This is a genomic window from Pseudoxanthomonas wuyuanensis (genome assembly GCF_900215535.1).
Classification (GTDB): domain Bacteria; phylum Pseudomonadota; class Gammaproteobacteria; order Xanthomonadales; family Xanthomonadaceae; genus Pseudoxanthomonas_A; species Pseudoxanthomonas_A wuyuanensis.
Genome location: NZ_OCND01000008.1, coordinates 14,969 through 41,635, shown reverse-complemented (window position 1 = coordinate 41,635; position 26,667 = coordinate 14,969). Strand labels below are relative to the sequence as shown.

Here is a 26,667-nt window from a genome sequence, read left to right as displayed (position 1 = left end):
GTGGCCCTGTCCGTTCTGTTCGGCCTGGTGGCCGGCCTGCCGGCCTGCGGAGGTGGCGGCCGGACCTCGTTGCCGTCGTCATCGCCTGCATCCAAACAGGCAGCAGTTGCCGCGACCGCTGTCGCAACCACAGCCGCGGCTGCGCAACCCGCCACTTCGACACCGCGGATAATGGCAGGCCCCCTTCCTGCGAGGTTGATCCCGACCCGCTATCGCTGGGGCAACGTCGCGATGGGTGGCGGCGGCTATGTGTCGGCGGTAATCCCGAGCAAGACCCAGCGGAACCTGGTCTACGCCCGCACCGATGTGGGCGGCGCCTACCGATGGGACCACGCCACCGGCCGGTGGATCCCCCTGCATGACTTCCTGTCGGAAGAGGACGTAGGCCTGATGGGAATCGAGTCGCTTGCGCTCGATCCCAAGGACCCGGCCGTGGTCTACGCGCTGGCCGGCACCTCGTACTTCAGCGGCGGCAAGACCGCGGTGATGCGCTCCAGCGACTACGGCGCCACCTTCTCGCGCGTGACCGACGTGACCGCGCAGTTCCGCGTCCACGGCAATGGCATGGGCCGCGGCAACGGTGAGAAGATGCAGGTCGACCCGGGCAACAGCAACGTGCTGTATGTGGGCTCGCGCAACAACGGGCTGTTCAAGAGCACCGATGCCGGCGTGAGTTTCGTGCGCGTGGGCTCGCTGCCCGTTACCACCACACCCAACGAGGCCGGCATCAGCTTCGTGCTGCCGGATCCGTCCAGCGTCGCCGGCGGCGTGGCGCAGCGCATCTTCGTGGGCGTGTCGCGCTACGGCTCGGTGGGTCCCAACCTCTATCGCAGCGACAACGCCGGCAGCACCTTCACTCCCGTGGCCAGCGCGCCGGCGAACTACATGCCGCAGCGCGCGGCGCTGGCTGGAGACGGCAACCTGTACCTCACTTATGGCAACGGAGCCGGCCCGCACGGCAACTGGAGCCAGCCCGAGCCCATGGATGCCGGCCAGGTGTGGCGATACAACGTTGCCAGCGGCGGCTGGACCAATGTGACGCCCGCCGGCATCAATGGCGCGTTCTCCGGAGTGTCGGTCGATCCGAACAATCCGCAGCGCGTGCTCGTTTCGACCATCAACACATGGATGCAGCAAGGCAACAACTGGGGCGACCAGTTTCTGCTCACCACCAACGGCGGCAGCAGCTGGACTAACGTCGTGCAGCGCGGCTTCACGCTCGACACCGACGGCGTGACCTGGATCGGCGGGAACAGCATCCACTGGGCGAGCAGCATCGAATTCGATCCGTTCGACACCCGGTCGGCGTGGGTGACCTCGGGCAATGGCGTCTTCCGCAGCGCCAACATCGAAGCCAATCCGGCGACCTGGACGTTTGCGGTCAGGGGACTGGAAGAGACCGTGCCTCTCGGGCTGGTCAGCGTGCCCGGCGGGCCGCTGCTGTCGGTGATCGGCGACTATGACGGTTTCCGCCATGCCAACATCGACGCCTATGCGCCGATCCACATGCCGCGCATGGGCACCACCACCGGGCTGGCGGTGGCTCCCGCCAACACGCCGGTCGTGGTGCGCGCCGGCATCAAGCAGGTGTTCCGATCGAGCGACACAGGCGCTACCTGGACCGAAGTGTCGACGAAGCTTCCGAGCGACAGCAGCAACACCAGGGACAGCGTGGTCGCCCTTTCGGCGAACGGCGGCACGCTGCTGCACGGCATCCGGATCGGCGACACCACGACGACCTACCGTTCGACCAACTTCGCCAGCGCGAGTCCGACCTGGACCACGGTGACCGGCCTGGGCACGAACGCCCTGCGCCCGGTGGCCGATCCGGTCAATGCGAACAAGTTCTATGCCTACGACAACAGCAACGGCGTCGTTCTCGTCAGCACCGACGGCGGTGCCAGCTTCGGCGTGGCGGCCACGCTCGCGGCCGGTGGTTCCACCTTGATACGCCCGGCCCCTGGCCGCGAGGGTGACGTGTGGGTGGCGCTGCGTTCGGGCGGGCTGAGCCGTTCGACCAACTCTGGTGCATCCTTCGTCAAGCTGCCCAATGTCACCGACTGCAGCGCGGTGGGCTTCGGCAAGCCGATGAGCGGGGCAAGCTACCCGACCGTGTTCATTTGGGGAACGGTTGATGGCGGCAAGCGCGGTCTGTATCGGTCGGCCAATCAGGGCGCGAACTGGATCCGCATCAACGACGATGCCCACCAGTTCGGCGGCCCGGGCAACGGGCAGTTCGTGGTCGGCGACATGAACATCGAAGGTGTGGTCTATATGAGCACCGTCGGGCGCGGCATCGTCTACGGAACACCGGTGGCGCCGCAGGTAAGCGGACTGAGCCTGCCCAAACCCGTGCAGCTCCGCAGCGAGTCGCTCAAAGTCGAGCGCGGCAGGTGAACGGGGCGATGCCCGCTATGAACACGCGAACCGACCCGCCATTTCCGCTTTGCGGTGGCCATATGCATCGGCCTGCCACTGACGTTCGAGTGGCCGGCGGAGTCCGTCGCAGTTGTAAGCGTGCAGTGCTAAACCATCACCGGATCGCCTGTCCGAGGTTTTCCTTATCGCCCGACATCGATGTGGAGTAAACAGTGACGCAACGATATTCAAGGGATACCGCAACCCTGTCCGTTCTGCTGGCCATGGTGGCCGGCCTGGCGGCCTGCGGAGGTGGCGGCCGAACCCCGTCGCCGTCGTCAGCGCCCACAGCCGAGTCCAAACCTGCAGCCGCGGCCGCAACAGCGGTAGCGCCCGTAGCCGCCGCTGCGGAACCGGCGACCTCGACGCCCCGAATCATGGCAGGCCCTCTCCCCCCGATGCTGACCGGCCTCGTGGGCAACGGTCCGTTCATCGTGGTCGATCAGTTCGGCTATCTGCCCGGCCTGAAGAAGGTGGCCGTGCTGCGCAACCCGGTGAACGGCTTCGACAGCGCGGACCAGTACATTCCAAGCGCAACGCTGCAGGTGGTCAATACGGCGACGAATACCATTGTGTTCAGCGGTTCGCCCACGCCTTGGAAGAGCGGAGCGGTCGACGCCTCGTCCGGCGACAGCGTCTGGCACTTCGACTTCAGCGCCGTCACCGCGCCCGGCAGCTACCAGGTGGTGGATGCGGCGCGCAACGTCCGCTCGGCCCGCTTCGAAATCGGCGCCAACGTCTACCGGCCGGTGCTGGTGCAGGCGGTGCGCACCTTCTTCTACCAGCGTGCCGGCCACGCCAAGCTTGCGCAGTACGCGGGCAGCAAATGGGCCGACGGCGCCAGCCACATGGGCCCGCTGCAGGACACCCAGGCACGCCGCTACAACGCGGCCGGCGATGCATCGACCCAGCGCGATCTGCATGGCGGCTGGTACGACGCCGGCGATCTCAACAAGTACACCAGCTGGGGCGCAAGCTACGCCATCGACCTGCTGCACGCCTACACCGAGAACCCATCGGTGTGGACCGACGACTTCAACCTTCCCGAATCCGGCAACGGCGTGCCCGACATTCTGGACGAGGTGAAGTGGGGCATGGACTGGCTGGTGCGGATGCAGAACGGCGATGGCTCCGTGCTGTCCATCGTGGGGCTGGCGTCGGCCGACGGCGGCGGCCGGCCTTCGGCCGCCACCCGGCAGAGCCTGTACGGCAATGCGAGCACCTCGGCGACGCTGGCCTCCGCAGCGGCCTACGCCTATGGCGCCCGGGTCTATGCATCGTTGAACAAACCGGCCTACGACACCTACGCTGCCGATCTCAGGCAGCGCGCAAAGCGGGCCTGGGACTGGGCCATCGCCAATCCCAGCGTGCTCTTCTACAACAACGATGCGGCCCACGGCACCGCCGGCCTGGGTGCAGGCCAGCAGGAAACCAACGACGAGGGCCGCGCCCGGTTGCGCCTGGTGGCGGCGATCTATCTGTACGCATTGACCGGCGAAGCGGCCTACCGCACCTACGTCGACAGCAACTACACCGAAACGCCGATGATGAAGTCGTGGTGGCTGTCGCCCTACGATACCGGCGTGAACCGCCCGCTGCTTTACTACGCATCGCTGCCGGGTGCGACGGCCAACGTGGCGCAAGCTATCCGCAGCCGCTACACGGAGTTGTGGGACCGCCCGGACTATGCCGGCTGGGGCGCCGTCGCGGATCGGCGCGACCCTTACCGCGCCCACCTCGACTCCTACCATTGGGGCAGCAACGGAATAAAGGCGCTCTTGGGCGGCATGTTCGCCGACCAGGGGCTGTACGGCCTGAGCCAGCACAGTCCCGCGGAGATCGCCGACGCAGGCGCTGCCTACTTGCACTATCTGCACGGCGTCAACCCGCTGGGCAAGGTGTACCTGTCCAACATGGGCGCCTGGGGCGCGGAGAACTCGGTCGACCAGTTCTTCCACTCGTGGTTCGCCGACGGCAGCGCGTGGGACAGCGTGCGCGATTCGCAGTACGGCCCCGCGCCGGGCTTCCTGGTGGGCGGTCCCAACAGTACCCAGTACGACTGGGACGAACGCTGTCCTGGCATATCGCCCAGGTGCGGCCCGGCCCGGCCCTCGCCGCCGTACGGTCAACCGGGGCAGAAGGCGTACAAGGATTTCAACGACGGCTGGCCGCTGAACTCGTGGCCGATCACCGAGAACTCCACCGGCTACCAGACCGCCTACATCCGGCTGCTGGCGCGATATGCGAAGTAACGCGCCACGATCCGGCCGGCATGTGCGCCGGAAGGTCCAGGCCGGCTTCGGCGGCGTTCGCAAGCGCCTGGCTGACGCTGGCCGGTTCGGCTCCCGCCCGCTGCGAGTTGACCCGTAAAGCACCGACGAAACGACGACGAACGACTGACGCAATGAGGATGAAGATGAAAGCGAAACTGCTGCATGCCGCAATCCTGGCACTGTCCGTGTGCACCGCCGCGGCCACCGCCGCCGAACCCGCGCAAGTGCGCCTGACCGTCGCGACCGACGCCGCCGGCGCCCGCATCGAGCCGGAGATCTACGGTCACTTCGTCGAGCACCTGGGTACCGGCGTCTACGACGGACTGTGGGTGGGACCGGAATCGAAGATCCCCAACACCCGCGGCTGGCGCAACGATCTGGTCGAGGCGCTGCGCCGTCTCGAGGTGCCGGTGATGCGCTGGCCCGGCGGCTGCTTCGCCGACGACTACGATTGGCGCGACGGCATCGGCGATCCGGCCAAGCGGCCGGTACGGCTGAACAAATGGTGGGGCAAGGTGCCCGAGAGCAACCGCGTCGGCACGCACGAGTTCATGGACCTGGTCGAGCTGCTCGACAGCGAGGCCTATCTTGCCGGCAACATGGGCTCGATGCCGCCGCGGGCGATGGCGCAGTGGCTGGAGTACATGACCTCCGACAGCCAGTCCACGCTGGCCCAGGAGCGCCGCCGCAACGGCCGCGACCAGCCGTGGAAGGTGAAGTATTTCGGCGTCGGCAACGAGAGCTGGGGCTGCGGCGGCAACATGCGGCCGGAGTACCAGGCCGACCTGCACAACCAGTACGCGACCTTCCTGCATGCGCCGGTGGTGCGCGCGGCCTCCGGCGACGGCACCGGTGACGACCACGTGACCGAGGTGATGATGGCGCGGTCGGCCAAGCACATGGACGCGCTGACGTTGCACTACTACACGGTGGCCGGCACCTGGGAGAAGAAGGGCGGCGCCACCGGTTTCGACGCCGGCCAATGGGCCAAGGCGCTGCAGGTGGCGATGGACATCGAGAAGCGCATCGTGACCACGGTCGGCATCATGGACAAGCACGATCCGGACAAGCGCGTCGCGCTCTACGTGGACGAGTGGGGCACCTGGCACGATCCGGAGCCGGGATCCAATCCGGGCTTCCTGCAGCAGCAGAACACGCTGCGCGACGCGTTGGTGGCCGCGTTGTCGTTCAACGTGTTCCACCGCCATACCGAGCGGGTGAAGATGGCCAACATCGCGCAGATGGTCAACGTGCTGCAGGCCATGGCGCTGACCGACGGTCCGCGCATGACCCTCACGCCCACCTATCACGCCTTCGATCTGTACAAGCCGTTCCGCGGCGCAACGCCGCTCAAGGCCGAACTGCAGGCGCCGCGCTGGCGCGAGGGCGACATCGAGCTGCCGTCGGTGGATGTCTCGGCGGCGCGTGCGGCCGACGGCAGCCTGGTGCTCGCGCTGGTCAACCTGGATCCGCAACGGCCGGCGCGGGTGCAGACCAACCTCAGCGGCGTCGCCCAGGGCCGGGTGCTGACCGCCGGCGCGATGGACGCGCACAACACCTTCGCGCAGCCGGATGCGCTGGTGCCGGCGCCCTACCAAGCGGGAACGGACGGCACGCCGCTGGCGCTGGAGCTGCCGCCGAAGTCGATCGTCGTGGTGAGCGTGCCGAAATGACTGTCTCTACGGCTAGCGCCGTGCATGCCTGGCGCGCTGCGGCGCCTGACTGCACTCCGGCCCATCACGTCCAAACCCACAAACCATGAAGAAAACAGCCTTGTCCCTGTTGCTGGCTTTGCTGGCGGCCACCGCCCAGGCCGAAGTGCGCCTGTCCCCCGTGTTCGGCGAGCACATGGTGTTGCAGCGCGATCGCCCGCTGCGCCTGTGGGGCCAGGCCACGCCCGGCCAGACGCTGACCGTGGAACTGGCCGACCGCAAGGCCAGTACACGCGTCGGTGCCGACGGCCGCTGGCACGTGCAACTGGCCGCGCTACCGGCCGGCGGCCCGCACCGCCTGCGCGTCAAGGGCGACCAGACCGTTGAGCTGCGCGACGTGCTGATCGGTGACGTCTGGCTGCTCGGTGGCCAGTCCAACATGGAGTGGCCGCTGGCGCAGACCGACACCGGCCCTGAAGAGGTCGCGTCGCCGCAGAACCCGCAGCTGCGCCACCTGCGCGTACCGCATCGCGCCAGCGTGAAGCCCGAGGCCGAGATCGCGCCCGCGCCCTGGGTCGTGGCCGAGCCCGGCCGGGTAGGGGAGTTCAGCGCCATCGGCTACCACTTCGCGCGCCAGATGCAGGCAGTACAGGGCGTGCCCATCGGCCTCATCAACACCGCCTGGGGCGGCTCCATGCTGGAGACCTGGGTGCGCCGCGATGCCGCCCTGCAGGACCCCGACCTCGCGCCAGCGGTGCGTGCGCTGTCGGCCGACAACGCGGCCTACGCTGCCGTGGTGCGCCGGCAGTTGCAAGAACGCGTGGCCACCTGGCAGCCGGGCCTGCCACTGCAGGGCGTGGACGCGAGCCGTTGGTCGGCCGCCGAAGACATCGACGGCAACTGGCCGAAGCTCGACGCGCTGCACGAGTGGGAAGGCCAGGGTCTGGCCAACCTTGACGGCGTGGTCTGGATGCGCAAGCGGGTTGAGCTGAGCGCCGCCCAAGCGGCCGGCGCGGCCGAACTGCACCTGGCCAAGGTGGATGATTGCGACGAGACCTGGGTCAACGGCCAGCGCGTCGGCGGCCAGTGCGGCTGGGAGCAGCCGCGCCGTTATGCGCTGCCCGCCGGCGTGCTGCGCGAGGGCGCCAACTGGATTGCCGTGCGTGTGACCGACAGCGGCGGCGGCGGCGGTATCCACGGCGAGGCCGCCGCGCTGCGGCTGGATACCGCGGCCGGCGCCGTCTCCCTGGCCGGCAGCTGGCGCGCGCGCGTCGAGCAGGTAAAGGCCGCGGCGGGACCCGCCGCCAACGATGCGCCGACCTTGGGCCACAACGGCCTGATCGCGCCGCTGCATGGCCTGTCGGTGCGCGGCGTGCTCTGGTATCAGGGCGAGGAGAACTCAGGCCGCGCCGCCGCCTATGCCGATGGTTTCCAGCGCCTGATCCAGGACTGGCGCGGCCAGTTCGGCGACCCCGATCTGCCCTTCCTGTTCGTGCAGCTCGCGGCTTGGCTGCCACTGGCCGAGAACATCCCTGGCGCGGGTGGCTGGGCCGAACTGCGCGAAAGCCAGGCCGCGGCCCTGGCATTGCCGCACACGGGCATGGCCACGGCGATCGACGTCGGCGATGAGGTCGACATCCATCCGCGCAACAAGCGCACCCTCGGCCATCGGCTGGCCGCGCTGGCGATGCACCAGTTCGGCCTGCGCGCCGCGCCGGCCGGCGGCCCACGCCTTGTGGGTCACGAGGCCCGGGACGGCGAGATCCACCTGCGTTTCGGCGACACCGCCGGCGGCCTGCGCACCGCCCGCGCCGGCGAGCCGCTGCGCGGCTTCCTCCTGGCCGGCGCCGACCGCCGCTGGGTGTCGGCGCAAGGCCGCTTCGACGGCGATCGCATCGTGCTGCACAGCCCCGCCGTGCCGACGCCTGTGGCGGCGCGCTATGCCTGGGTCAACAACCCGAGCGAGGCCAATGTCGTCGGCGGCGACGGCCTGCCGCTGCCACCGTTGCGCACCGACGACTGGCCGCTGGAGTCGGCCGGGCGGCGGTATGGGCGCTGAGCCGCGATCTCATGCGACATCGGCCACCGCGCACCCGCTTTCGTTGATGGATCGAGGAGCCTGAATGACATCGCCCCCCTTTGGCCGTCTGTTCCCATCGCTGGCCGTGCTCGGCGCCCTGCTGCTGCAGTGCCTGACCCCAGTGCATGCCGGCGACGCCGCGCCAGCGCCATTGCCGGCGGTCGCGCCGAAAGCGGCCGGGTTTTCGCCGCAGCGGCTGGACGCGCTTCACCGCCGCATCGAAGATGAGGTCGCGGCCGGCCGGTATTCCGGCTGCATCGTGCTGATCGCGCGCGACGGCAGGATCGTCGACTGGCGCGCGCACGGCTGGCAGGACATCGACCGCCGGAAGCCGCTCGAGAAGGACTCCATCGTCCGCATCTTCTCGATGTCCAAGATCGTGACCTCGGTGGCCGTCCTCACCCTGCTCGAGGACGGGCGCCTGAAGCTGGACGATCCGGTGGAGAAGTACCTGCCCGGGCTGAAGGACAGGCAGGTGGTGGTCGGCGGCACCGCCGACGCGCCGCGGCTGGAGCCCGCCCGGCGCTCGATCACGATCCGCGACCTGCTCACGCACAGCTCGGGCTATTACTACGACGAGAGCTGGTCCGCCGATGCCTTGCCGATGGCGCTGATGCAGCGCGCCAAGCTGTGGGAGGCGGCCGATCTGGACGACTTCATCGCACGCCTGGCGGCGGTACCGCTCAGCGAGCAGCCCGGCACGCGCTTTCGCTACGGCATCAGCACCGACATCCTGGGCGCGGTCGTCGAGAAGGCCTCGGGCCAGCGCCTGGACGCCTTTCTGCGCGAGCGCATCTTCGCCCCCCTCGGCATGGTCGACACCGGCTTCTGGGTGCCGGCAGGCAAGCTCGCGCGCCTGGCGACCGTCTACGAGCGCGACAACCAGGACCGGTTGGTGCCGAGCGGATGGGCCAACGCCATCGAAGCAGGGCCTGACCACGGCATCCTGAGTGGCGGCGGCGGTCTGTATTCGACGGCCGCCGATTATGTGCGCTTCGCGCAGATGCTGCTCAACGGCGGGCAGCTCGACGGGGTTCGCATCCTCGGCCGCAAGACGGTGGCGTTGATGGCCTCCAACCATCTAAAGCACCTTGCCGACCCGCATCCCTCCGGCGCCCCGGGTCAGGGCTTCGGTCTCGGCGTGCGGGTGCTGACCGACCCAGGCGAGGGCTTCACGCTCGGCTCCCCCGGCGCCTTCGGCTGGGAAGGCGCGGCAACGACCTTCGTGCAGATCGACCCGCAGGAACGCACGGTCGCGTTGTTGCTGCTCCAGCATCTGCCATACAACCAGGACGACGTCATCGCCAGTTTCACGAACGGCTATTACTCGGCGCTCGACGACATGCCGCGCTGAACGCCAAACCGACACGCATTCCCTCCAAGCCACTCCTTACAGAGAACCTGTCATGCATTCCCTGATCCGACGCGCTGTACACGTCATCGCCTTGTCCGGCGTGGCCGCCGCTGCGCCTGCCCATGCCCACGAGACGCTCAAGCTCGACGCGCCCAAGCCGGTCCTGGCGGCCACGCCGCCGATGGGCTGGAATTCGTGGAACAAGTACGCCTGCGATATCGACGAGGCGCTGGTGCGCCGGCAGGCCGATGCGATGGCCGCTTCGGGCATGAAGGACGCCGGCTACCAGTACATCATCATCGACGACTGCTGGCAGAAGAGCCGCGATGCCGACGGCAACATCGTCGCCGACCCCGAGCGCTTCCCCAGCGGCATCAAGGCACTGGCCGACTACGTGCACAGCAAAGGCTTGAAGTTCGGCCTCTATTCCGACGCCGGCGCGCTCACCTGCGGCGGCCGCCCCGGCAGCGCCGGCCACGAGTTCCAGGACGCGCGCCAGTACGCCAAGTGGGGCGTGGACTACCTGAAGTACGACTGGTGCTACACCGGCACCCGCAACGCCGAGGCCGCCTACACCCTCATGGCCAAGGCGCTGCGCGAGTCCGGGCGCGACATCGTGCTGTCGATATGCGAATGGGGCGACAACCACCCCGAACGCTGGGCGCAGCCGGTGGGCCACCTGTGGCGCACTACCGGCGACATCTTCGATGCATGGGAGGGCAAGAAGGACTATTCGCTCGGCATGACCAACATCCTCGACCTGCAGGTCGAGCGCTGGCGCCATTCCGGGCCCAACGCCTGGAACGACCCGGACATGCTGGAGGTCGGCAACGGTGGCATGACGACCACCGAATACGAATCGCATTTCTCGCTGTGGGCGATGCTGGCGGCGCCGCTCATCGCCGGCAACGACCTGTCGGCGATGGACGCGGACACCCGCCGCATTCTCACCAATGCCGACGTCATTGCCGTCGACCAGGACCCGTTGGGCCAGCAGGCGCGGCGCATCTGGAAGCAAGGCGAGCTGGAGATATGGGCGCGCCCGCTGAAGGGCGGCGAGCATGCGGTGGTGTTGTTCAACCGCGGCGACGCACCGGCGGAAATGAAGGTGAGCTGGGACCAGCTCAACCTGCCCGCCGGCCTGACGGCTGACGTGAAGGACCTGTGGAACAAGCAGGTTTCGAAAGGCGTGCGCGGCAGCTACGGCGGCACGGTCGCCTCGCATGGCGTGATCATGGTGCGGATCACGCCGGTGCTCTGACGAGGCATACACCATGAACCAGCTCAGGAACATCGTCGCCGCCTGCGCCCTTGCCGCAGCCACGCTGACCTATGACGCCATAGCCCAGGACGCCCAAAGCCCGCAAGGCCGCACCGACTGGCCCGGCGCTGGCCAGCTGTTCGCCGGCGTGAACTACCAGCCGGTGGACCGCACGCTGGCGCAGGTCAAATACGACGTCGCGCTGATGAAGCAGTCCGGCTTCAAGGTCGTGCGCGTGGGCGACCTGGCGTGGGACTACTTCGAGCCTGAGGAAGGCAAGTTCGACTTCAGGCATTTCGACGCCGTGATGGACGAAGTGCATGCCGCCGGTATCCAGGTCATCCTCGACATCCCCGGCCAGCCGGCGCCGATGTGGCTGCACCACAAGTACCCGGGCGTGGACATCGTCAACCAGGCCGGCACGCGCCTGGCGCCGGCCGAGCGCTACATGGACAACACCGCCGACCCGGACTACCGGCGCCTGGCCACGCGCATGGCCGACACGCTCACCAAGCGCTACGCCAGGCACCCGGCGCTGCTGGCCGTGGGCTACGACAACGAGATCGGCAACGGCTTCATGTCGTATTCCGAGGCCGACCGCGAGCGCTTCATCGAATGGCTGAAGCAGCGCTACGGCAGCATCGATGCGCTGAACAAGGCCTGGGCCACGCAGCGCTGGTCGCGCCGCATCGGCCAGTGGGACGAGGTGCGCCTGCCCCTTGCCGACGGCCCCGGCCCGGCCGAGCGCTACCTGGACCTGCGACGCTTCTGGTCCGACATGACCCTCGCCGTTTTGAGCGACCGGGAGGCGGTGCGCCGCAAGAACACGCCTGACAAACCGGTACTGTCGAACTACTGGGACTGGTCGTCGCGCAAGGGCTTCGACTTCCTGGGCAGCTACCGCCAGCACACCACGTTCGGCGCCATGGGCTACTACGCCGGCGACGCCGTCAGCGGTGGCTGGCAGGCCTCGCTCATCAAGGGCGGCATGGCGACGCCCACCTGGTTCAACGAGTTCACCGCCGGTGGCGCGGGCTCGTACGGCAGCAAGGGCTGGTCGCGCATGTGGGCGCACTTCGTGCTGCTGATGGGTGGCCAGGCGGCGCTTGCCTGGACCTTCAACAGCCACCTCGGCGGCGAGGAGCAGGCGCTGTGGGGCCTGATCGACCACGATGACCGGCCATCCTGGCGGCTGGCCGAGTGGGCACGCATCGCCGGGGACTACGCCAAGCTGGAGAAGCTGGGTTTCCCGCGCAAGGTGGAGCCGAAGGTGGCCATCGCCTACTCGTTCGAGAACGTGCACGCCACCAGCCCGAACGGCCCCACCAACACCGTGCGCCAGTACATCAAGGCGCCCTATCTGAAGCAGGCCCATGGCGCCTTCGAGCCGCTGCTCAAGGACAACGTCGACGTCGCCGTCATCAAGCTCTCGTACGAAGACCTGAGCCGCTACCGGCTGATCATCCTGCCCGGCATGTACCTGCTGGACAAGGCCTCGACCGAGGCGGTGCGCAAGTTCGTCGCCGAAGGCGGCACGGTGATCATGACGGCGCAGTCGGCCAAGGTGGACGAGAACAACCAGTGGTACGCCACACCCAAGCCCGGTGGCCTGACCGACGTCTTCGGCCTGCGCACCAACGAGTTCTACGACCGGAACGGCACGTTCAAGCTGGGCGACGAGGAGATCGAAAGCACGGTCGACCACTTCGAGGTCCTGGAGCTCTCCACCGCCCAGGTGCTGGCGCGCTTCAGCAACTTCGACGGCAACCCACCGGCCATCACGGTCAACAACTTCGGCAAGGGCAGGGCGATCTACGTCGCCACGACGGCGCAAGCGCAGATCATGCGGCCGCTGCTGGGCCAGCTGTACGCCAGCGTCGGCATCGAGCCGGGGCCGCAGACGCCCGATGGCGTGTACGCGCGCACGGTCGAGGGCCGCACGCTCTACGTCAACACCAACTGGTCGCCGGTGGACGTGCCGATCGACGGCACGATGAAGGGCGTGCTCGGTGGCCAGCGCTGGGAAGGCGAACTGCGCCTGGAGGCGCTGGGCGTGGAGCTGCTGGAAAAGTGACCCACCGATGCCTTCAACACCTGCAATCTCCTGCCTTCCCATGAGCAAGCACTTCCTGCTGAGCGCCGCGCTCGCGATCGCGACCCTCATCGCCGGCGCCCCCGCGGCGGCGGACAGTCAGCGCCAGCGTACGCGCGTCGACGATGGCTGGCGCTTCGCCCTTGGCCATGCTTCGGATCCAGCGCAGGATCTCGGCCACGGCACCCGGGCCTTCTTCCTCGCCAAGGCCGACGACGATCCCGCGGCACCTGACTTCGGCTGGAACTCGTGGAATAAGTACGCCTGCGATATCGACGAGACGCCGGCGCGCCGGCAAGCCGATGCGATGGCCGCTTCCGGCATGAACGACGCCGGCTATCGGTACATCGTCATCGGCGACCGCTGGCAGAAGAGCCGTGATGCCGATGGCAACATCATTGCCGGCCACGAGCGTTTTCCCGGCGGCATCACGGTCGCCGCGCACGACGCGATCATGGCGCGGATCGCGGCGGTGCTCTGATGCGGCAGGCCAACGGCATGAAGAACTTTCTGCAGCTTGCGATGGCTGTGTGCATCAGCCTTCTCGCCAACCTTGCCTGCGCGGATCCGCGCAGCAGCGAGGTGATCAACCGCGACTGGAGCTTCACGCTCGGCAACCCGGCGGGCGCGCAGGCGGTGGACCACGACACGGCGGCCTGGCGCCGCGCGGACCTGCCGCATTCGTTCTCGGAGCCGTACTTCCTGGGCACCGGTTTCTATGTCGGTCATGGCTGGTATCGCAAGCAATTGGAAGTGCCGGCCAGCGCCATCGGCAAGCGCATCACGCTGGAGTTCGACGGCGTGTTCCAGGACGCCGCGGTCTGGGTCAACGGACAGAAGGCGGGCCGCCACGTCGGCGGCTACACCGGCTTCAGCGTCGACATCACTCCCTACGTGAAGGCAGGCGACAACCTGCTGGCCGTGCACGTCAACAACGAGTGGAACGCCCGTGTGGCGCCGCGCGCCGGCGAGCATGTGTTCTCCGGCGGCATCTACCGCAATGTGCGCCTGGTCGTCACCGATCCCGTACATGTGGCCTGGTACGGCACCTTCGTGACCACGCCGCAGGTGTCCGACGAACGCGCCACGGTGCGCGTGCAGACCGAGGTGAGGAACGACCGCGCCGGTGCGCCGGTGACGGTGGAACTGGTTTCCGAAGTGCTCGACGCCGACGGCAAGCGGGTCGCGGTGCAGCGCAGCGAGCGCGTAGTGCCGGCCGCTGGCACCGTGATCTACGAGCAAACGCTTCCCGAAATCGCCAGGCCGCGGCTGTGGTCGCCCGACCGGCCCTACCTCTACACGCTGGTGAGCCGCCTGCACGTGGACGGCAAGCCGGTCGATCGCTACCGGACGCCGTTCGGTATCCGCACCATCGAATTCACCGCCGACCGGGGCTTCTTCCTAAACGGCAGGCACCTGTACATGATCGGCGCCAACGTGCACCAGGACCATGCCGGCTGGGGCGACGGCGTGACCGACGGCGCGGCGCGGCGCGACGTGCAGATGATCAAGGACGCCGGCTTCAACTTCATCCGCGGCTCGCACTACCCGCACTCGCCTGCGTTCTCCAAGGCCACCGACGAGATCGGCCTGCTGTTCTGGTCGGAAGCGCCGTTCTGGGGCATTGGCGGCTTCGGCGCCGACGGCAGCTGGCTGTCCAGTGCCTACCCGCCCGACCCGGCCGACCGGCCCGAGTTCGAGGCCAGCGTGCTGCAGCAGACGGCGGAGATGATCCGCATCCACCGCAACCATCCATCCATCGTCATCTGGAGCGCCAGCAACGAGCCGTTCTTCACCGTGGGCGAGGCGATGGCGCCGATGCGCGATTTCCTCAAGCGGCAGGCGGACTTCATGCGCCAGCTCGACCCGACGCGGCCGGTGGCCATCGGCGGCGCGCAGCGTGGCGAAATAGACAAGCTGGGCGATGTGGCCGGCTACAACGGCGACGGCGCCACGTTGTTCCTGGACCCCGGCATTCCATCGATGGTGTCGGAGTACGGCTCGACCATGGTCGACCGCCCCGGCGCCTACGAGCCCGGCTTCGGTCTCATGCCCGAAACTCCGGATCAGAAGGCCAGCGGCAAACCCTATTCGTGGCGCTACCCCTGGCGCTCGGGCGAGGCGCTGTGGTGCGCTTTCGACCATGGCTCCATTGCCTCGGTCGAGTTCGGTTCGATGGGCTTCATCGACTACTTCCGCCTGCCCAAGCGCCAGTACCACTGGTACCGCGAGCACTACCGCGGCATTGCGCCGCCGACCTGGCCGGTGGAAGGCAAGCCGGCGCAGTTGCACCTGGCCGCCAGCCAGACGCGGATCCGCGGCACCCAGGGACTGGACGATGCGCATCTGGTGGTGACCGTGCAGGACGAGGCGGGCAGGGCGCTGAGCAACTCGCCCGACGTGACCCTGACCATCGTCAGCGGTCCGGGCAAATTTCCCACCGGCCGCAGGATCCGCTTCAGCAACACGTCCATGGTCGCCATCCGCGACGGCCAGGCCGCGATCACGTTCCGATCCTACTTTGCCGGCGAAAGCGTGATCGAAGCCACCTCGCCGGGCCTGAAGCCGGCGCGCATCACGATCACGACGACGGGGCCGGATCCCTTCGTGCCAGGCGTCTCGCCGCTGGCTCCGGACCAGGCGGTCATCAGCTACCCGCCGATCACCCGCAAGGCGCTTGCGGGCGACCCGATCAACGTGACCAACAGCCGGCCCACCGCGACCAGCGGCGCCGAGCCCGGCCATGCCGCGCCCTTGGCCAACGATGGCCAGGACGGCACATGGTGGCGGGCCAGCGCCAAGGACGGCCCAGCCTACTGGCTTGTCCATCTGGAGAACGTGTACGCGCTGCATTGGCTGTCGGTGACGATGCCCGACGACCGAGGGCCGGATTTCGTTGTCGAGATCAGCAAGGACGCCAGCGACTGGCAACAGGTGGCCGAAGCCAAGGGCGGGCGCAAGAAACACGAGATCGCGCTGTTCGAGGGCGGGAAGACGGCGGCCTTCCTGCGCATCCGCTTCCCCGCCGTCACGCCCGAGCACCCGGCCATGCTCAGCGAGGTGCAGGTGTTTGCCAAGCCAGCGCATTGACGATGCCGCCGCCGGGCGCGGCCGCGGCTGTCCGCGACCAACAGGCACTTCATTCCCGTACCGGGCCGCGCCGATGATTGTGCGGGGAACGTCTTCTGCCGCAACGCCACCGCTGATGGCCGCGGCTGACGCTGCGCCCATGGGCAATGCGATTCTGCGGGCCTGAGCAGTATTCATCGCTGCGCGCCGCAAGTCGAAATTTCCGGTCAGCAGCGCCCCGGTCTTTACGTCTTGCGGTCCTGTTGCCGCAGCACCTGTCATGCCAGGGCAACAATCGGAGCGGAGAATCATCGCAGCAACGCGGCCTCTCTCCTCCCACGTTGTGCGCCAAGCCCGGTTGCCTGCCGGGCTTTGCGCTATCTGAGCGATGGTTGTCGTGGTTGCGGAATCGGCGTCCGGAGATCTTCATGTTCCTGCTTCGCATCATCGTCCTGGCCGCTGCTATCGTGATGGCCATGCCTATCGCCGCGGACACCGTCCATCCTTCTGCCCAGCCCCAGGTGCTGGTCATCGCCCATCGTGGCGCCAGCGCGCTGCGCCCGGAGCACACACTGGCCGCCTATCTGCAGGCGATCGAGGACGGCGCGGATTACATAGAGCCGGATCTGGTGTCCACCCGCGATGGCGTGCTGGTGGCGCGCCACGAGAACGAGATCGGCGGCACCACCGATGTCGCGCAGCACCCGGAATTCGCCGGCCGCCGGCGCAGCGCGACCATCGACGGCAAGACGCAGGAAGGCTGGTTCAGCGAGGACTTCACCCTGGCCGAACTGAAGACGCTGCGCGCACGCGAACGTCTGCCGCAGCTGCGCAGCACCGCCTACGATGGCCGGTTCGAGATTCCCACGCTGGCGGAGATCATCCGGTTGCTGGCCGACGAATCCGCACGGCGCGGCCGGGTCATCGGCCTAATCCCGGAGATCAAGCATTCGACCCATTTCCGCCAGCTCGGACTGGCGATGGAAGACCGCCTGCTGCAGGAGCTGGCGGCGCACGACTACACGCGTCGCGCGCCGGTGGTGCTCCAGTCGTTCGAAAGCGGCAATCTGCGCTACCTGCATGAGCGCATGGCCGATGCGCATTCCAATATCCGCCTGCTGCAGCTGATCGATGAGCCCGGCGGTAAGCCGGCGGATGCGATGGACGACAGCGATGCCCCGAGTTACGGGCAGATGCTGACGCCGGCGGGGCTGCAGCGGATTGCCGGGTACGCCAGCATCATCGGGCCCGATGCGCGCTTGGTCATCCCGCTTGACGGCGAAGGCCGGCTGGGCGCACCGACCGATCTGGTGCGCGATGCGCATGCCGCCGGCCTGCAGGTGATGGCGTACACCTTTCGCCCGGAGCAGGCGTTTTTGCCGCGCGCGCTGTGGACGGACGACAAGCCCGCTACCCGCAACCCGGCCGCTTCGATTGCCGAAATCCGCGCCTATGTGGCCGCCGGCATCGACGGATTCTTCACCGATGATCCGGCGCTGGGGCGGCGCGCGGTTTCGCCCTGAGGCGATCCGGGAGACTTCGGCTATCGAAAGGCGCGGGAAAGGAGGCGTGCATCAGGCAACACGGAAAGCACGCGCTGCGCCCGCCCCTCTCCCACCCGCTGCGCGTGTGCCCTCTCCTCTTGCGGGAGAGGGGAACGCAGCGCCAGCTGCGTCCTGTTTCAGTCGATCAGCCCGCGCTGTCGCGCGATGCGATGGATGCCGGTGGCGGCCAGTTGTTCGGAGTGCCGTTGCACGCCAACGCCCAGCGAGACCAGCGCATGCGCATACGCCGACAACAGCCGGTCGCTGCCGATCAGGTGCACCTGCACCGGCCGCGGCACCCGCTGGAACAGGTCCGAGGCGCGGATTTCATGGCCTATCAGCAGGCCGGACAGATACGACGGCAATTCGCTGGCCGAGAGCTGGTCAAACAATGCGGCCGTCCGCACGCCGAACAGATGGTGCAGCAACCCGCCCGCCATGCCGCTGCGGCGCAGGCCGGCATCGAAGGCGAAGGCGTCAAAGCGCGTCTCCTCCTGGTTCATCGACCTGCCCAACAGGCTGTGCTGGCGCATCACCGCGTAGACCTCGCCGGTCATGGCGGTGCTGATGCCGTCGATGCGGCCCTGGTTTACGGTGACCCATTTGCTGTGGGTGCCGGGCAGGCAGATCATGTGGCTGCCGTGATTGAGCGCTTCGATCAGCGCGCAGATCTGGGCTTCCTCGCCGCGCATCACGTCGGGCGTCTGGCTGTTGCTGCGGTCGGCAACGCCGGGGACGAACCAAAGCGTGCGGCCCGGCAGTTCCGGCGGCTGCAGGCTTACCACGCCCGCGGCCAGCGTTGCCGCGTCGGCGGGGCAATCGACGTAGGGCACCTCCATCCAGCCCTGGCGGCTGCCGACCATGCCGGACAGGACGATGCACGGATCGTCCCAACCTTCGATCTGCGCCAGCAGGGTGGCGGCGAACTGCCCCTGGCAGGCGGCGATACCGAGGTCGGCGCGGCGCTGGGCGATAACCGCGCCGCCGGCATCGAGCCGGTAGACGCGCAGGCTGCTGGTGCCCCAGTCGACGGCAATCATGCGGTCAGGAACCTGCTTTCCGGCAGCCCGAGCGCGCGCCCAAGCGGCCATTGGAAGATGCCGCCGGAAGCCGGCATGGCCGCCAGCTCATCGGCTTCCAGTTCCGCGCGCGCGCTGCTGATGTAGAGCCGGTCCATCGCATCGCCGCCAATCGCGCAGCAGGAAGGATTTTTCACCGGAACCGCGACCACGCGGTCGGTACTGCCGTCGGGGCGGTAGCGCACCACCTGGCCGGCGCCCCATTGCGCGTTCCACAGGCAGCCTTCGGCGTCGATGATGGAACCGTCCGGCGAGCCATCCGGGTGCTCCAGCGCGACAAGGACGCGCGCGTCGGAAACGCCGGCGCCGGCCGCGTCGTAGTTGCAGCGGAAGATCGCCGGCTGCACCGAGTCGCAGTAGTACATCGTCCGGCCGTCAATGCTGAAGCAGATCGAGTTGGGGATGACGGCGTGCGGCAGCGGCAGGCGGCGCAGGCCGTGTCGCGTGGAAAACTGGTAGAACGATCCCGCCGGCGCCCGATCGGAGCGCTCGCTCTTGGTGCCGAAGACGAAATTGCCGTCGCGGTCGCAGCGGCCGTCGTTGCTGCGGGTATGGGCCAGATCCGGTTCGATATCGGCCAGGTACTGCAGCGGCAGCGAGTCCGTCGCGCCGTCCACGTCCGCCAGCGCCAGCCGTTTGGCCAGCGCCAGCAGCAACCGGCCGTCGTCGCACAGCGCCAGGCTGCCCAGTTTTTCAGGCAGCGACCACTGCCGGGTTACGCCGCTGCCGGGCGTATGCATCCACAGCTGCGCGGCATCGATATCGGTCCAGAACAGCGTCTGGCGGCGCTCGCACCACAGCACGCATTCGGCCAGCACGCAGCGGCTGTCGATGGCCAGCGTGGCCAGCGCGGAGCCGCTTTCGTCGAGGCGGCTCACCGGCTCACCACTCGGCAATGCTGCCATCGGCGTGGCGCCACAGCGGATTGCGCCAGGCCGGGGGATGGCGGCTGGCTTCCAGCAGCCTCTGCTCGTCCATTTCCACGCCCAGTCCCGGCTTGGGCAATGCGGCGATGTCGCCGTTGTCGCAGCGGAAATCCTCCTTGTTCAGCACGTAATCCAGCAGATCCGCGCCGTTGTTGTAGTGGATGCCGATGCTCTGTTCCTGCAGCACCGCATTGTGGGCGACGAAGTCGACCTGCAGACAGGCCGCCAGCGCCACCGGGCCCAGCGGGCAGTGCGGCGCAAAGCCGACGTCGTAGGCTTCGGCCATCGCCGCAATCTTGAAGCATTCGGTGATGCCGCCGGCATGCGAAAGATCCGGCTGCAGGATCGACAGGCCGCCATCGGCCAGCACCTGCTTGAACTCGAAGCGCGAGTACATGCGCTCGCCGGCCGCCAACGGAATCGAGGTCGAATCGGCCAGCCGGCGGTAGTACTCGGATTGTTCCGGCAGCACCGGCTCTTCGACGAACAGCGGCCGGTACGGCTCCAGTTCGCGCAGCAGCACGCGCGCCATCGGCACGCTGACGCGGCCGTGGAAATCGATGCCGAAGCTGACATCGTTGGCGAACGCGCCGCGGATCTCGGCGACCTTGGCCACCGCCGCATCGATGGCGGCGGCGTTGTCGATCAGGCGCAGCTCTTCGGTGCCGTTGAACTTGAAGGTGTCGAAACCCAGCGCCTTCAGTTCGTGGATCTGCGCGATGATGTCGGCGGGCCGGTCGCCGCCGACCCAGCGGTAGGTCTTCATGCGGTCGCGCACCTTGCCGCCCAGCAGTTCGTACACCGGCACGCCCAGCGCCTTGCCCTTGATGTCCCACAGGGCCTGGTCGATGCCGGCGATGGCGCTCATCAGCACCGCGCCGCCGCGATAGAAGCCGCCGCGGTACAGGGTCTGCCAGAGGTCGTTGATGCGCGACGGATCCTGGCCGATCAGGTAGTCGGACAGCTCGTGCACGGCCGCTTCCACGGTCTGCGCACGGCCCTCGATGACCGGTTCGCCCCAGCCGGTGATGCCCTCGTCGGTCTCGACCTTGAGGAACAGCCAGCGCGGCGCGGCGTGGTAAGTGCTGAGGCGCACAATCTTCATGACAGGGTATCCAGATAGGCTTGCCGGAAGGCGCGCGCGTTTTCCCGCGTGCGCTCGACCGGCTGACCTGGTTTGTAGAGTTCGCCGCCGATGCCGGCGCCGCAGCTGCCGGCCGAGAGGTAGCCGGACAGCGCGCTGGCGCTGACGCCACCGACGACGAACAAGGGAAGGGACGGCAATACCGCGCGCAGTGCGCGTACATGGCCGGTCCCGTAAGTGGAAGCGGGAAACAGCTTGAGCATCTGCGCGCCGGCGGCAATGGCGGCAAAGGCTTCGCTGGCAGTGGCAAAACCGGCCACGACCTGCAGGCCGCGCCGCCGCGCATGCGCGATGACCAGCGGATCGGTGTTGGGGGTGACGATGAAACGCGCGCCCAGATCCGTCAGGGCGTCGACATCAACCGGTGTCAATACGGTGCCGCCGCCGATCCAGGCGCGTTCGCCGAACGCCTTTACCGCATCGCCGATGCTGCGCGCCCAGTCCGGCGAATTGAGCGGAATCTCGATGGCGTCGTAGCCTTCCTCGATCAGCGCCTGCACATGCGCCAATGTTTCCTGCGGGCCAATGCCGCGCAGGATGGCGATCAGCGGCAACCGGAATGTCGGCGTGGCCAGGGTAGCGTCATCCGTCATGGGCGGACCGGCCGCAATGCCGCCGCCGGCGTGCGCCAGCCGCCGGATGCCGGTGTTCGGCCAGCCCCAACGCTGCGGTGGGATGCGGGCAGGCGCAGTGGGTGCGCCGGCAGGCAGCCGGCGGCTTCGACGATGCCGATGAAATACGCCATGGACCCTCCTCCAGGCAGGACATGCACTTGAACGACATTGGCCGCCGCCCTCCTTGTGCAGGACAGTCGTACACGGGTGTGCTGGCGGTGCGTTTTTCCAGGCCGGTCGGGCGCCGGAATCTGCACCGGCGCTTCCTCGCGGAACTGGCATTACACCCCAATAGCCTTGCTCGCAAATATATATTCGACAAATGAAATTTTCGTCATATGCTATTCCTCGTGCGAATACTTGAACGGCACAGCACTGCAATCGAGGAAGGGAAGGTCGCCGTATGGTCCAACCGAGCACCAGCTGGTTCAACGCGTCGCGGTTGAAAACCCGTCACTTGCTGTTGCTGCTGCACCTGTACGAACAACGTTCGGTGCTGCGCGCGGCCGAAGCCGCCAACATGACCCAGCCGGCGGCATCCAAGCTGCTGGCCGAGATGGAGAGCCTGCTGGGAGTGCCGCTGTTCGACCGCCACGCCCGCGGCGTGGAGCCGACCTGGTACGGGCAGGTGCTGATCCGCCGGGCGCGTTCGGCGCTGTCGGAGATCGGCCGCGGCTACGACGAGATCGCATCGCTGCGCAGCGGGCTGACCGGCCAGGCCGCCATCGGCACCGTGGTCAATCCCGGCACCAATCTGGTGCCGCAGGCGATTGCCGCGATCAAACGGGATTTTCCCGGCATCCTGATCCGGGTGGAAATGGACTACAGCCGGCCGCTGGTGGCCAAGCTGCTGGATGGGCAACTGGACATCGTCATCGGCCGCATCATCGGCCCGGAAGGCGCCGGCGAACTGCAGTTCGAGCCGCTGGCGGACGAGCCGCACTCGGTCATCGTGCGCGCCGGCCATCCGCTGGCCGGGCGCAGCCAGGTGAGCCATGCGGACCTACTGGAATACGGCTGGATCATGCCGCCTGCGGCCAGCGTGCTGCGTGCGCGGCTGGATTCGATGTTCCTGGAATACGGACTGTCGCCGCCGCAGAACATCGTTGAGACCGCCTCGCTGCCGGTGATCATCCACCTGCTGCGCCATAGCGACCTGTTGGCCGCACTGCCGGCCGAATCGGTAGCTCCATACCTGCAGACCGCGCAGATGAACGTGGTCGCCATCGATCTGGGCGTGCGCATGGAATCGTTCGGCATCATCCGCCGTCGCGACCAACTGCTGTCGCCGGGTGCCGAGCGGGTGCTGGATGCCCTGCGAACGACCGCCCGTCGGTTGTATCCGGAGCCGTCGGGCCGGTGACTTCCCCGGCGCTACTGAAAACGGCGGCACCCCCCATTGATGGCCCGGCCTAGCCCGCCACAGGCCGGCCGACTCGGCCCACCTATTCCAAAACAGGTATAGAAGTCGACCAATATTTCATTGGTATGGCATGGCATGCCATGCCTATGCTGCGCACGAAGTCGTTGCTTGACGGTTTTGTGACCTCTGACACGACAGGCAGGACAGTCAGATGGCCCATCGGGGCAGTGGCGGCGGTACCGGCGGAAAACCGGCCATCCGCACGCCGGAAGCGAAAACCAACACCAGTTGAACCCAATGGACTGTCGCTGCGCGTAGACGCACACGGTCCGCACAACATAATTCAGTCATCGTTTGAGTCCTGGGAGGGAACAACCATGTCATCGCGTCAGAGCCGCCGCGCGGCGGTCCATCGTGCGGGTCGTCACAACGGCCACAAGCTGCAACCCACTGCGCTGGCGCTGGGCGTCGCCCTGATGCTGTCGGCGCCGGCCTATGCGCAACAGGCCGCGCCTTCGGAAGAAGAGGGAGAGAAGGCCACCACCGAGCTGCAGACGGTCGTCGTCACCGGCATCCGCGGTTCGGTTTACCGCGCCCAGGATATCAAGCGCGACTCCGACACCTTCGTCGACTCGGTTACCGCGCTGGACATCGGCGCGCTGCCCGACCGCAGCATCACCGAAACGCTGTCGCGCATCCCCGGCGTAACCATCGACCGCTTCCTGTCGGTGGGCGATCCGGAACACTTCTCAGCTGAAGGCGGCGGCGTGCAGGTGCGTGGCTTGACCCAGGTCCGGTCCGAACTCAACGGCCGCGACAGCTTCTCCGCCTCCGGTGGCCGCGCCCTGAGCTTCGCCGACGTGCCAGCCGAACTGATGGCCGGCGTGGACGTCTACAAGAACCAGAAGGCCGACATGATCGAGGGCGGTCTGGGCGGCAGCGTGGATCTGCGCACCTTCATGCCGTTCGATTTCGATGGCCAGCGCATCAGCGGCAGCCTCAGCGGGAACTACGGCGACTTCTCCGAGAAATGGAAGCCTACCGCTTCCGCGCTGTACAGCAATACCTGGGACACCGGCGCCGGCAAGGTCGGCTTGCTGGTCGATATCACGCACTCGGAGCTGGCCACCCGCACCGACGGCATGTTCGTGCGCCCGTTCTTCAACAACAGCAATACCGATCTCAACGGCGACGGCACCAACGAGAACCTGTGGCTGCCGCGCGGCGCCGACTGGCGCACCTTGGAATACGAACGCGAGCGCCAAGGCGCCTACGTGGCCCTGCAGTGGCGCCCCAGCGACGACGTCGAACTCTACGCCACCGCCTTCCAGAGCAGATACGACGAACTCTGGAACGAGGATGCCATCTTCGTCTCGAACGATCCACTTGCGGTAGGGCTCGACACCAGCCAGCCCTATGAGCTGGACGGCAACGTGTTCCGCTCCGGCCGGCTCACCCAGCCCGGTGGCGTTCCGATGGGCACGGATATCCGCGCCTCCCACCGCAAATCCAAGACCACCGATTTCTCGCTGGGCCTGAAGTGGTCGCTCAGCGAAGCCACCGAACTGACCACCGACTTCCAGTACATCAAGGCCACCACCAACGTCCTGGATTCCACGGTGTCATTGGGCGTCAACGTGCCGTATATCGATGTCGACCTCAGGGGCGGCAGGCCGTCGATCGGCGTCGACGAGCAGTTCACCGGTAACCCCAACAATTACTATTGGGGTTTCACGATGGACCATCGGGACGACAACGAAGCCGAGCAGTTGACCTGGCGCGCCGACCTCAAGCACAGCTTCGACAACGGCTTTATCAAGGCGGTCAAGTTCGGCGTGCGCGTGACCGAACGCGATGCCACCAGCATCGATACCGGCTATAACTGGAAGCCGGTGTTCCAGACCTGGATGCAGGGATGGGCGCTGACCAATGGGATGCCACCGCTGGACCTCAACAGCGAAATCAATTCCAGCCTGGTGCACCTGAATACGTTCAACAACTTCTATCGCGGCGACGCCAACACGCCGGGGGGCTTCTATGCGCCGGTGCTGGCGACGGCACTTGGTTTTCCGGGCAGCTACCAGGCCATCCACGATGCCGCTGCCCCGTATTACGCCTGCTGCATCTCTTACTCGACCACGGAACTGGATGAGCAGCACACCAACATCCAGAGCGAAACGACCCGGGGCGCCTATGCGATGCTGAATTTCGGATTGGACAATGCACGTCTGGACGGCAACATCGGCGTGCGCGTGGTGCGCACCGAAAACGCCGCCAGCGGTTATCTGATCTACCCGAATGTTGCCTATGCGCCCTACCTGGGTGCAGGCGAATCGGAGCCCGTCAAGGCCAGCAACTCCTATACAGACGTCCTGCCAAGCCTGAATATGCGCTGGGAACCGATCGATAACGTCATCCTGCGTTTCGCCGCGTCCAAGGCCATCGCCCGTCCGGCGTTCAGCGACATGCAGGCCTATCAGGTACTGAACGCCAGCCCGAAGACTGGCATTGAGCAGCCGGGTCCGGATGACCCCATCCAGACGCTGCCGGTCACCGATCTGGATCTGACCGGCAGTTCCTACGACAACCCGTACCTGGAGCCGATGAAGGCCAACCAGTTCGATCTGTCGCTGGAGTGGTATTTCGATCCGGACAAGGGCGGCATGGCCTGGGTCAACTTCTTCCGCAAGGACATCAAGGACTACTTCCGTCGCCAGTCGCAGTTCGTTACCTATCCGGGCGCCGACGGCAACGAATACGAATACCTGATCACGCGCCCGGTGAACGTCGGTACGGCACGCGTCCAAGGTGCGGAGATCGGCTGGACCCAGTTCTTCGACTTCCTGCCGGCTCCGTTCGACGGATTCGGCATGTCGGCCAACTACACCTACATCGACAGCTCCACCAAGGTGCCGAACAATCTGGATACGCAGCCGGTCGACACCGATGGCTCGACATTCGGCGACCTGCCGGCCGATGGCCTGTCCAAGAACTCCTACAACGTGGCTGCGTTCTACGAGAAGGGACCTTGGCAGATCCGTCTGGCCTACAACTGGCGCAGCGAGTACCTGCTGTCGATCGGACCCAATGGCTACAACGGCGGCGACGGCGGCATCGCCTGGAAGCTACCGGTGTACAGCGATGCCTTCGGCCAGCTGGACGGTTCGATCTTCTACAAGTTCAATGACAAGATCTCGCTCGGCCTGGAAGTGAACAATATCAACAACGCCGAGCAGCGCACCATCATGGACCAGAACGGCGCCGGCCGTCGCGTCACCTCCTGGTACGTCAACGACAGGCGCTACGCTGCGACGCTCCGCGTCACGTTCTAAGCGCGATATGGTTGCAAGGGGAGGGGAGGCACAACCCCTCCCCTTTTCTTTGCCGGGTGCTCCGCTGCTGATCAGAGTTTGACTGCCGCAGCACGATTCACCGCTGTCGATGTTGTCTTTGCACGGCAAACCCTGCAATCCACGGATTCCCACTAACATGGTGCGTTGCATCATTCGGTAGAGGTATAGATCGCGGCGAATATTTCATTGGTATGGAATGGCTCGGCCGCCTATCCTGCGGTTGAACTGAGTTTCGTTTTGCTTCGCATGCTGCGTTTCTGCGCCAGGAACTACTCGCACTGTTCCAGCCATCGGGAAGGGGCGCCGATGCTTCCGAAGTAGGGATGCCAATGCGTCTTGGGCGATGGTCGGCGCAGCAGGCATCCGGCATGTCCACCCGCCTCTGTCCGCGCAGTCTCTCCCTCGCATGGGCGCAGGCGGGTGGCTTCTTCGCCCGGTTCGTCGC

At 66.9% G+C, this 26,667-nt stretch carries 17 protein-coding genes; 12 read left to right on the top strand and 5 right to left on the bottom strand.

Annotated features, from left to right (window positions below):
* Positions 1-171: 171 nt before the first annotated feature.
* From CRO39_RS15365 to CRO39_RS15320, 10 genes are all read left to right on the top strand, one after another.
* Positions 172-2,397 (top strand): WD40/YVTN/BNR-like repeat-containing protein, encoded by a 2,226-nt coding sequence (locus tag CRO39_RS15365; protein ID WP_176520217.1) that lies wholly within the window; start codon positions 172-174, stop codon positions 2,395-2,397.
* Between the two features lie 419 nt (positions 2,398-2,816).
* Positions 2,817-4,670, top strand: a complete 1,854-nt coding sequence (locus CRO39_RS15360) for a glycoside hydrolase family 9 protein (protein ID WP_202926278.1) — start codon at positions 2,817-2,819, stop codon at positions 4,668-4,670.
* Positions 4,671-4,834: 164 nt separating this feature from the next.
* A complete protein-coding gene (locus CRO39_RS15355) occupies positions 4,835-6,364 on the top strand; it encodes an alpha-N-arabinofuranosidase (protein WP_097122993.1) in 1,530 nt (509 codons plus the stop codon).
* Positions 6,365-6,464: 100 nt separating this feature from the next.
* A complete protein-coding gene (locus CRO39_RS15350; RefSeq protein ID WP_162125736.1) occupies positions 6,465-8,402 on the top strand; it encodes a sialate O-acetylesterase in 1,938 nt (645 codons plus the stop codon).
* Between the two features lie 64 nt (positions 8,403-8,466).
* Positions 8,467-9,777 (top strand): serine hydrolase domain-containing protein, encoded by a 1,311-nt coding sequence (locus CRO39_RS15345; RefSeq protein ID WP_097122842.1) that lies wholly within the window; start codon positions 8,467-8,469, stop codon positions 9,775-9,777.
* Between the two features lie 52 nt (positions 9,778-9,829).
* Positions 9,830-11,038: a glycoside hydrolase family 27 protein gene (locus CRO39_RS15340; protein ID WP_097122841.1), complete on the top strand. Its 1,209-nt coding sequence runs from the start codon at positions 9,830-9,832 to the stop codon at positions 11,036-11,038.
* A gap of 13 nt (positions 11,039-11,051) precedes the next feature.
* Positions 11,052-13,112 carry a beta-galactosidase gene (locus CRO39_RS15335; protein ID WP_097122840.1) on the top strand — a complete coding sequence of 687 codons (2,061 nt, stop codon included), beginning with the start codon at positions 11,052-11,054 and terminating at the stop codon, positions 13,110-13,112.
* A 40-nt stretch (positions 13,113-13,152) separates the two neighbouring features.
* Positions 13,153-13,611, top strand: a complete 459-nt coding sequence (locus tag CRO39_RS15330; protein ID WP_097122839.1) for an alpha-amylase family protein — start codon at positions 13,153-13,155, stop codon at positions 13,609-13,611.
* Between the two features lie 17 nt (positions 13,612-13,628).
* Positions 13,629-16,220, top strand: a complete 2,592-nt coding sequence (locus CRO39_RS15325; protein ID WP_097122992.1) for a glycoside hydrolase family 2 protein — start codon at positions 13,629-13,631, stop codon at positions 16,218-16,220.
* Positions 16,221-16,627: 407 nt separating this feature from the next.
* Positions 16,628-17,722: a glycerophosphodiester phosphodiesterase gene (locus CRO39_RS15320; protein ID WP_425479712.1), complete on the top strand. Its 1,095-nt coding sequence runs from the start codon at positions 16,628-16,630 to the stop codon at positions 17,720-17,722.
* Between the two features lie 158 nt (positions 17,723-17,880).
* On the opposite strand, the gene CRO39_RS15315 is transcribed toward CRO39_RS15320, so the two are convergent.
* The 5 genes from CRO39_RS15315 to CRO39_RS20990 are packed head-to-tail and all read right to left on the bottom strand — an operon-like array spanning position 17,881 to position 21,637.
* Entirely contained in the window at positions 17,881-18,783 is a 903-nt protein-coding gene (locus CRO39_RS15315; RefSeq protein WP_097122838.1) for a 2-dehydro-3-deoxygalactonokinase, read from the bottom strand.
* The gene (locus CRO39_RS15310) at positions 18,780-19,700 is read right to left on the bottom strand and encodes an SMP-30/gluconolactonase/LRE family protein (RefSeq protein ID WP_238394568.1); all 921 of its coding nucleotides are present in this window, start codon (positions 19,698-19,700) and stop codon (positions 18,780-18,782) included. Before CRO39_RS15310 ends, CRO39_RS15315 begins: the two co-directional genes overlap by 4 nt.
* Before the next feature lie 4 nt (positions 19,701-19,704).
* Positions 19,705-20,853, bottom strand: a complete 1,149-nt coding sequence (gene dgoD / locus CRO39_RS15305) for a galactonate dehydratase (RefSeq protein ID WP_097122836.1) — start codon at positions 20,851-20,853, stop codon at positions 19,705-19,707.
* On the bottom strand, positions 20,850-21,485 hold the full coding sequence (locus CRO39_RS15300; RefSeq protein WP_097122835.1) for a 2-dehydro-3-deoxy-6-phosphogalactonate aldolase: 636 nt from the start codon (positions 21,483-21,485) through the stop codon (positions 20,850-20,852). The genes dgoD and CRO39_RS15300 overlap by 4 nt, the downstream gene beginning before the upstream one ends.
* On the bottom strand, positions 21,482-21,637 hold the full coding sequence (locus CRO39_RS20990; protein WP_162125737.1) for a hypothetical protein: 156 nt from the start codon (positions 21,635-21,637) through the stop codon (positions 21,482-21,484). Before CRO39_RS20990 ends, CRO39_RS15300 begins: the two co-directional genes overlap by 4 nt.
* A gap of 272 nt (positions 21,638-21,909) precedes the next feature.
* Between CRO39_RS20990 and CRO39_RS15295 the strand changes: the two genes are divergently transcribed.
* Complete coding sequence (locus CRO39_RS15295) at positions 21,910-22,869, top strand: LysR substrate-binding domain-containing protein (protein WP_097122834.1); 960 nt, start codon at positions 21,910-21,912, stop codon at positions 22,867-22,869.
* Positions 22,870-23,246: 377 nt separating this feature from the next.
* Entirely contained in the window at positions 23,247-26,201 is a 2,955-nt protein-coding gene (locus tag CRO39_RS15290) for a TonB-dependent receptor (RefSeq protein ID WP_238394569.1), read from the top strand.
* Positions 26,202-26,667: the final 466 nt, after the last annotated feature.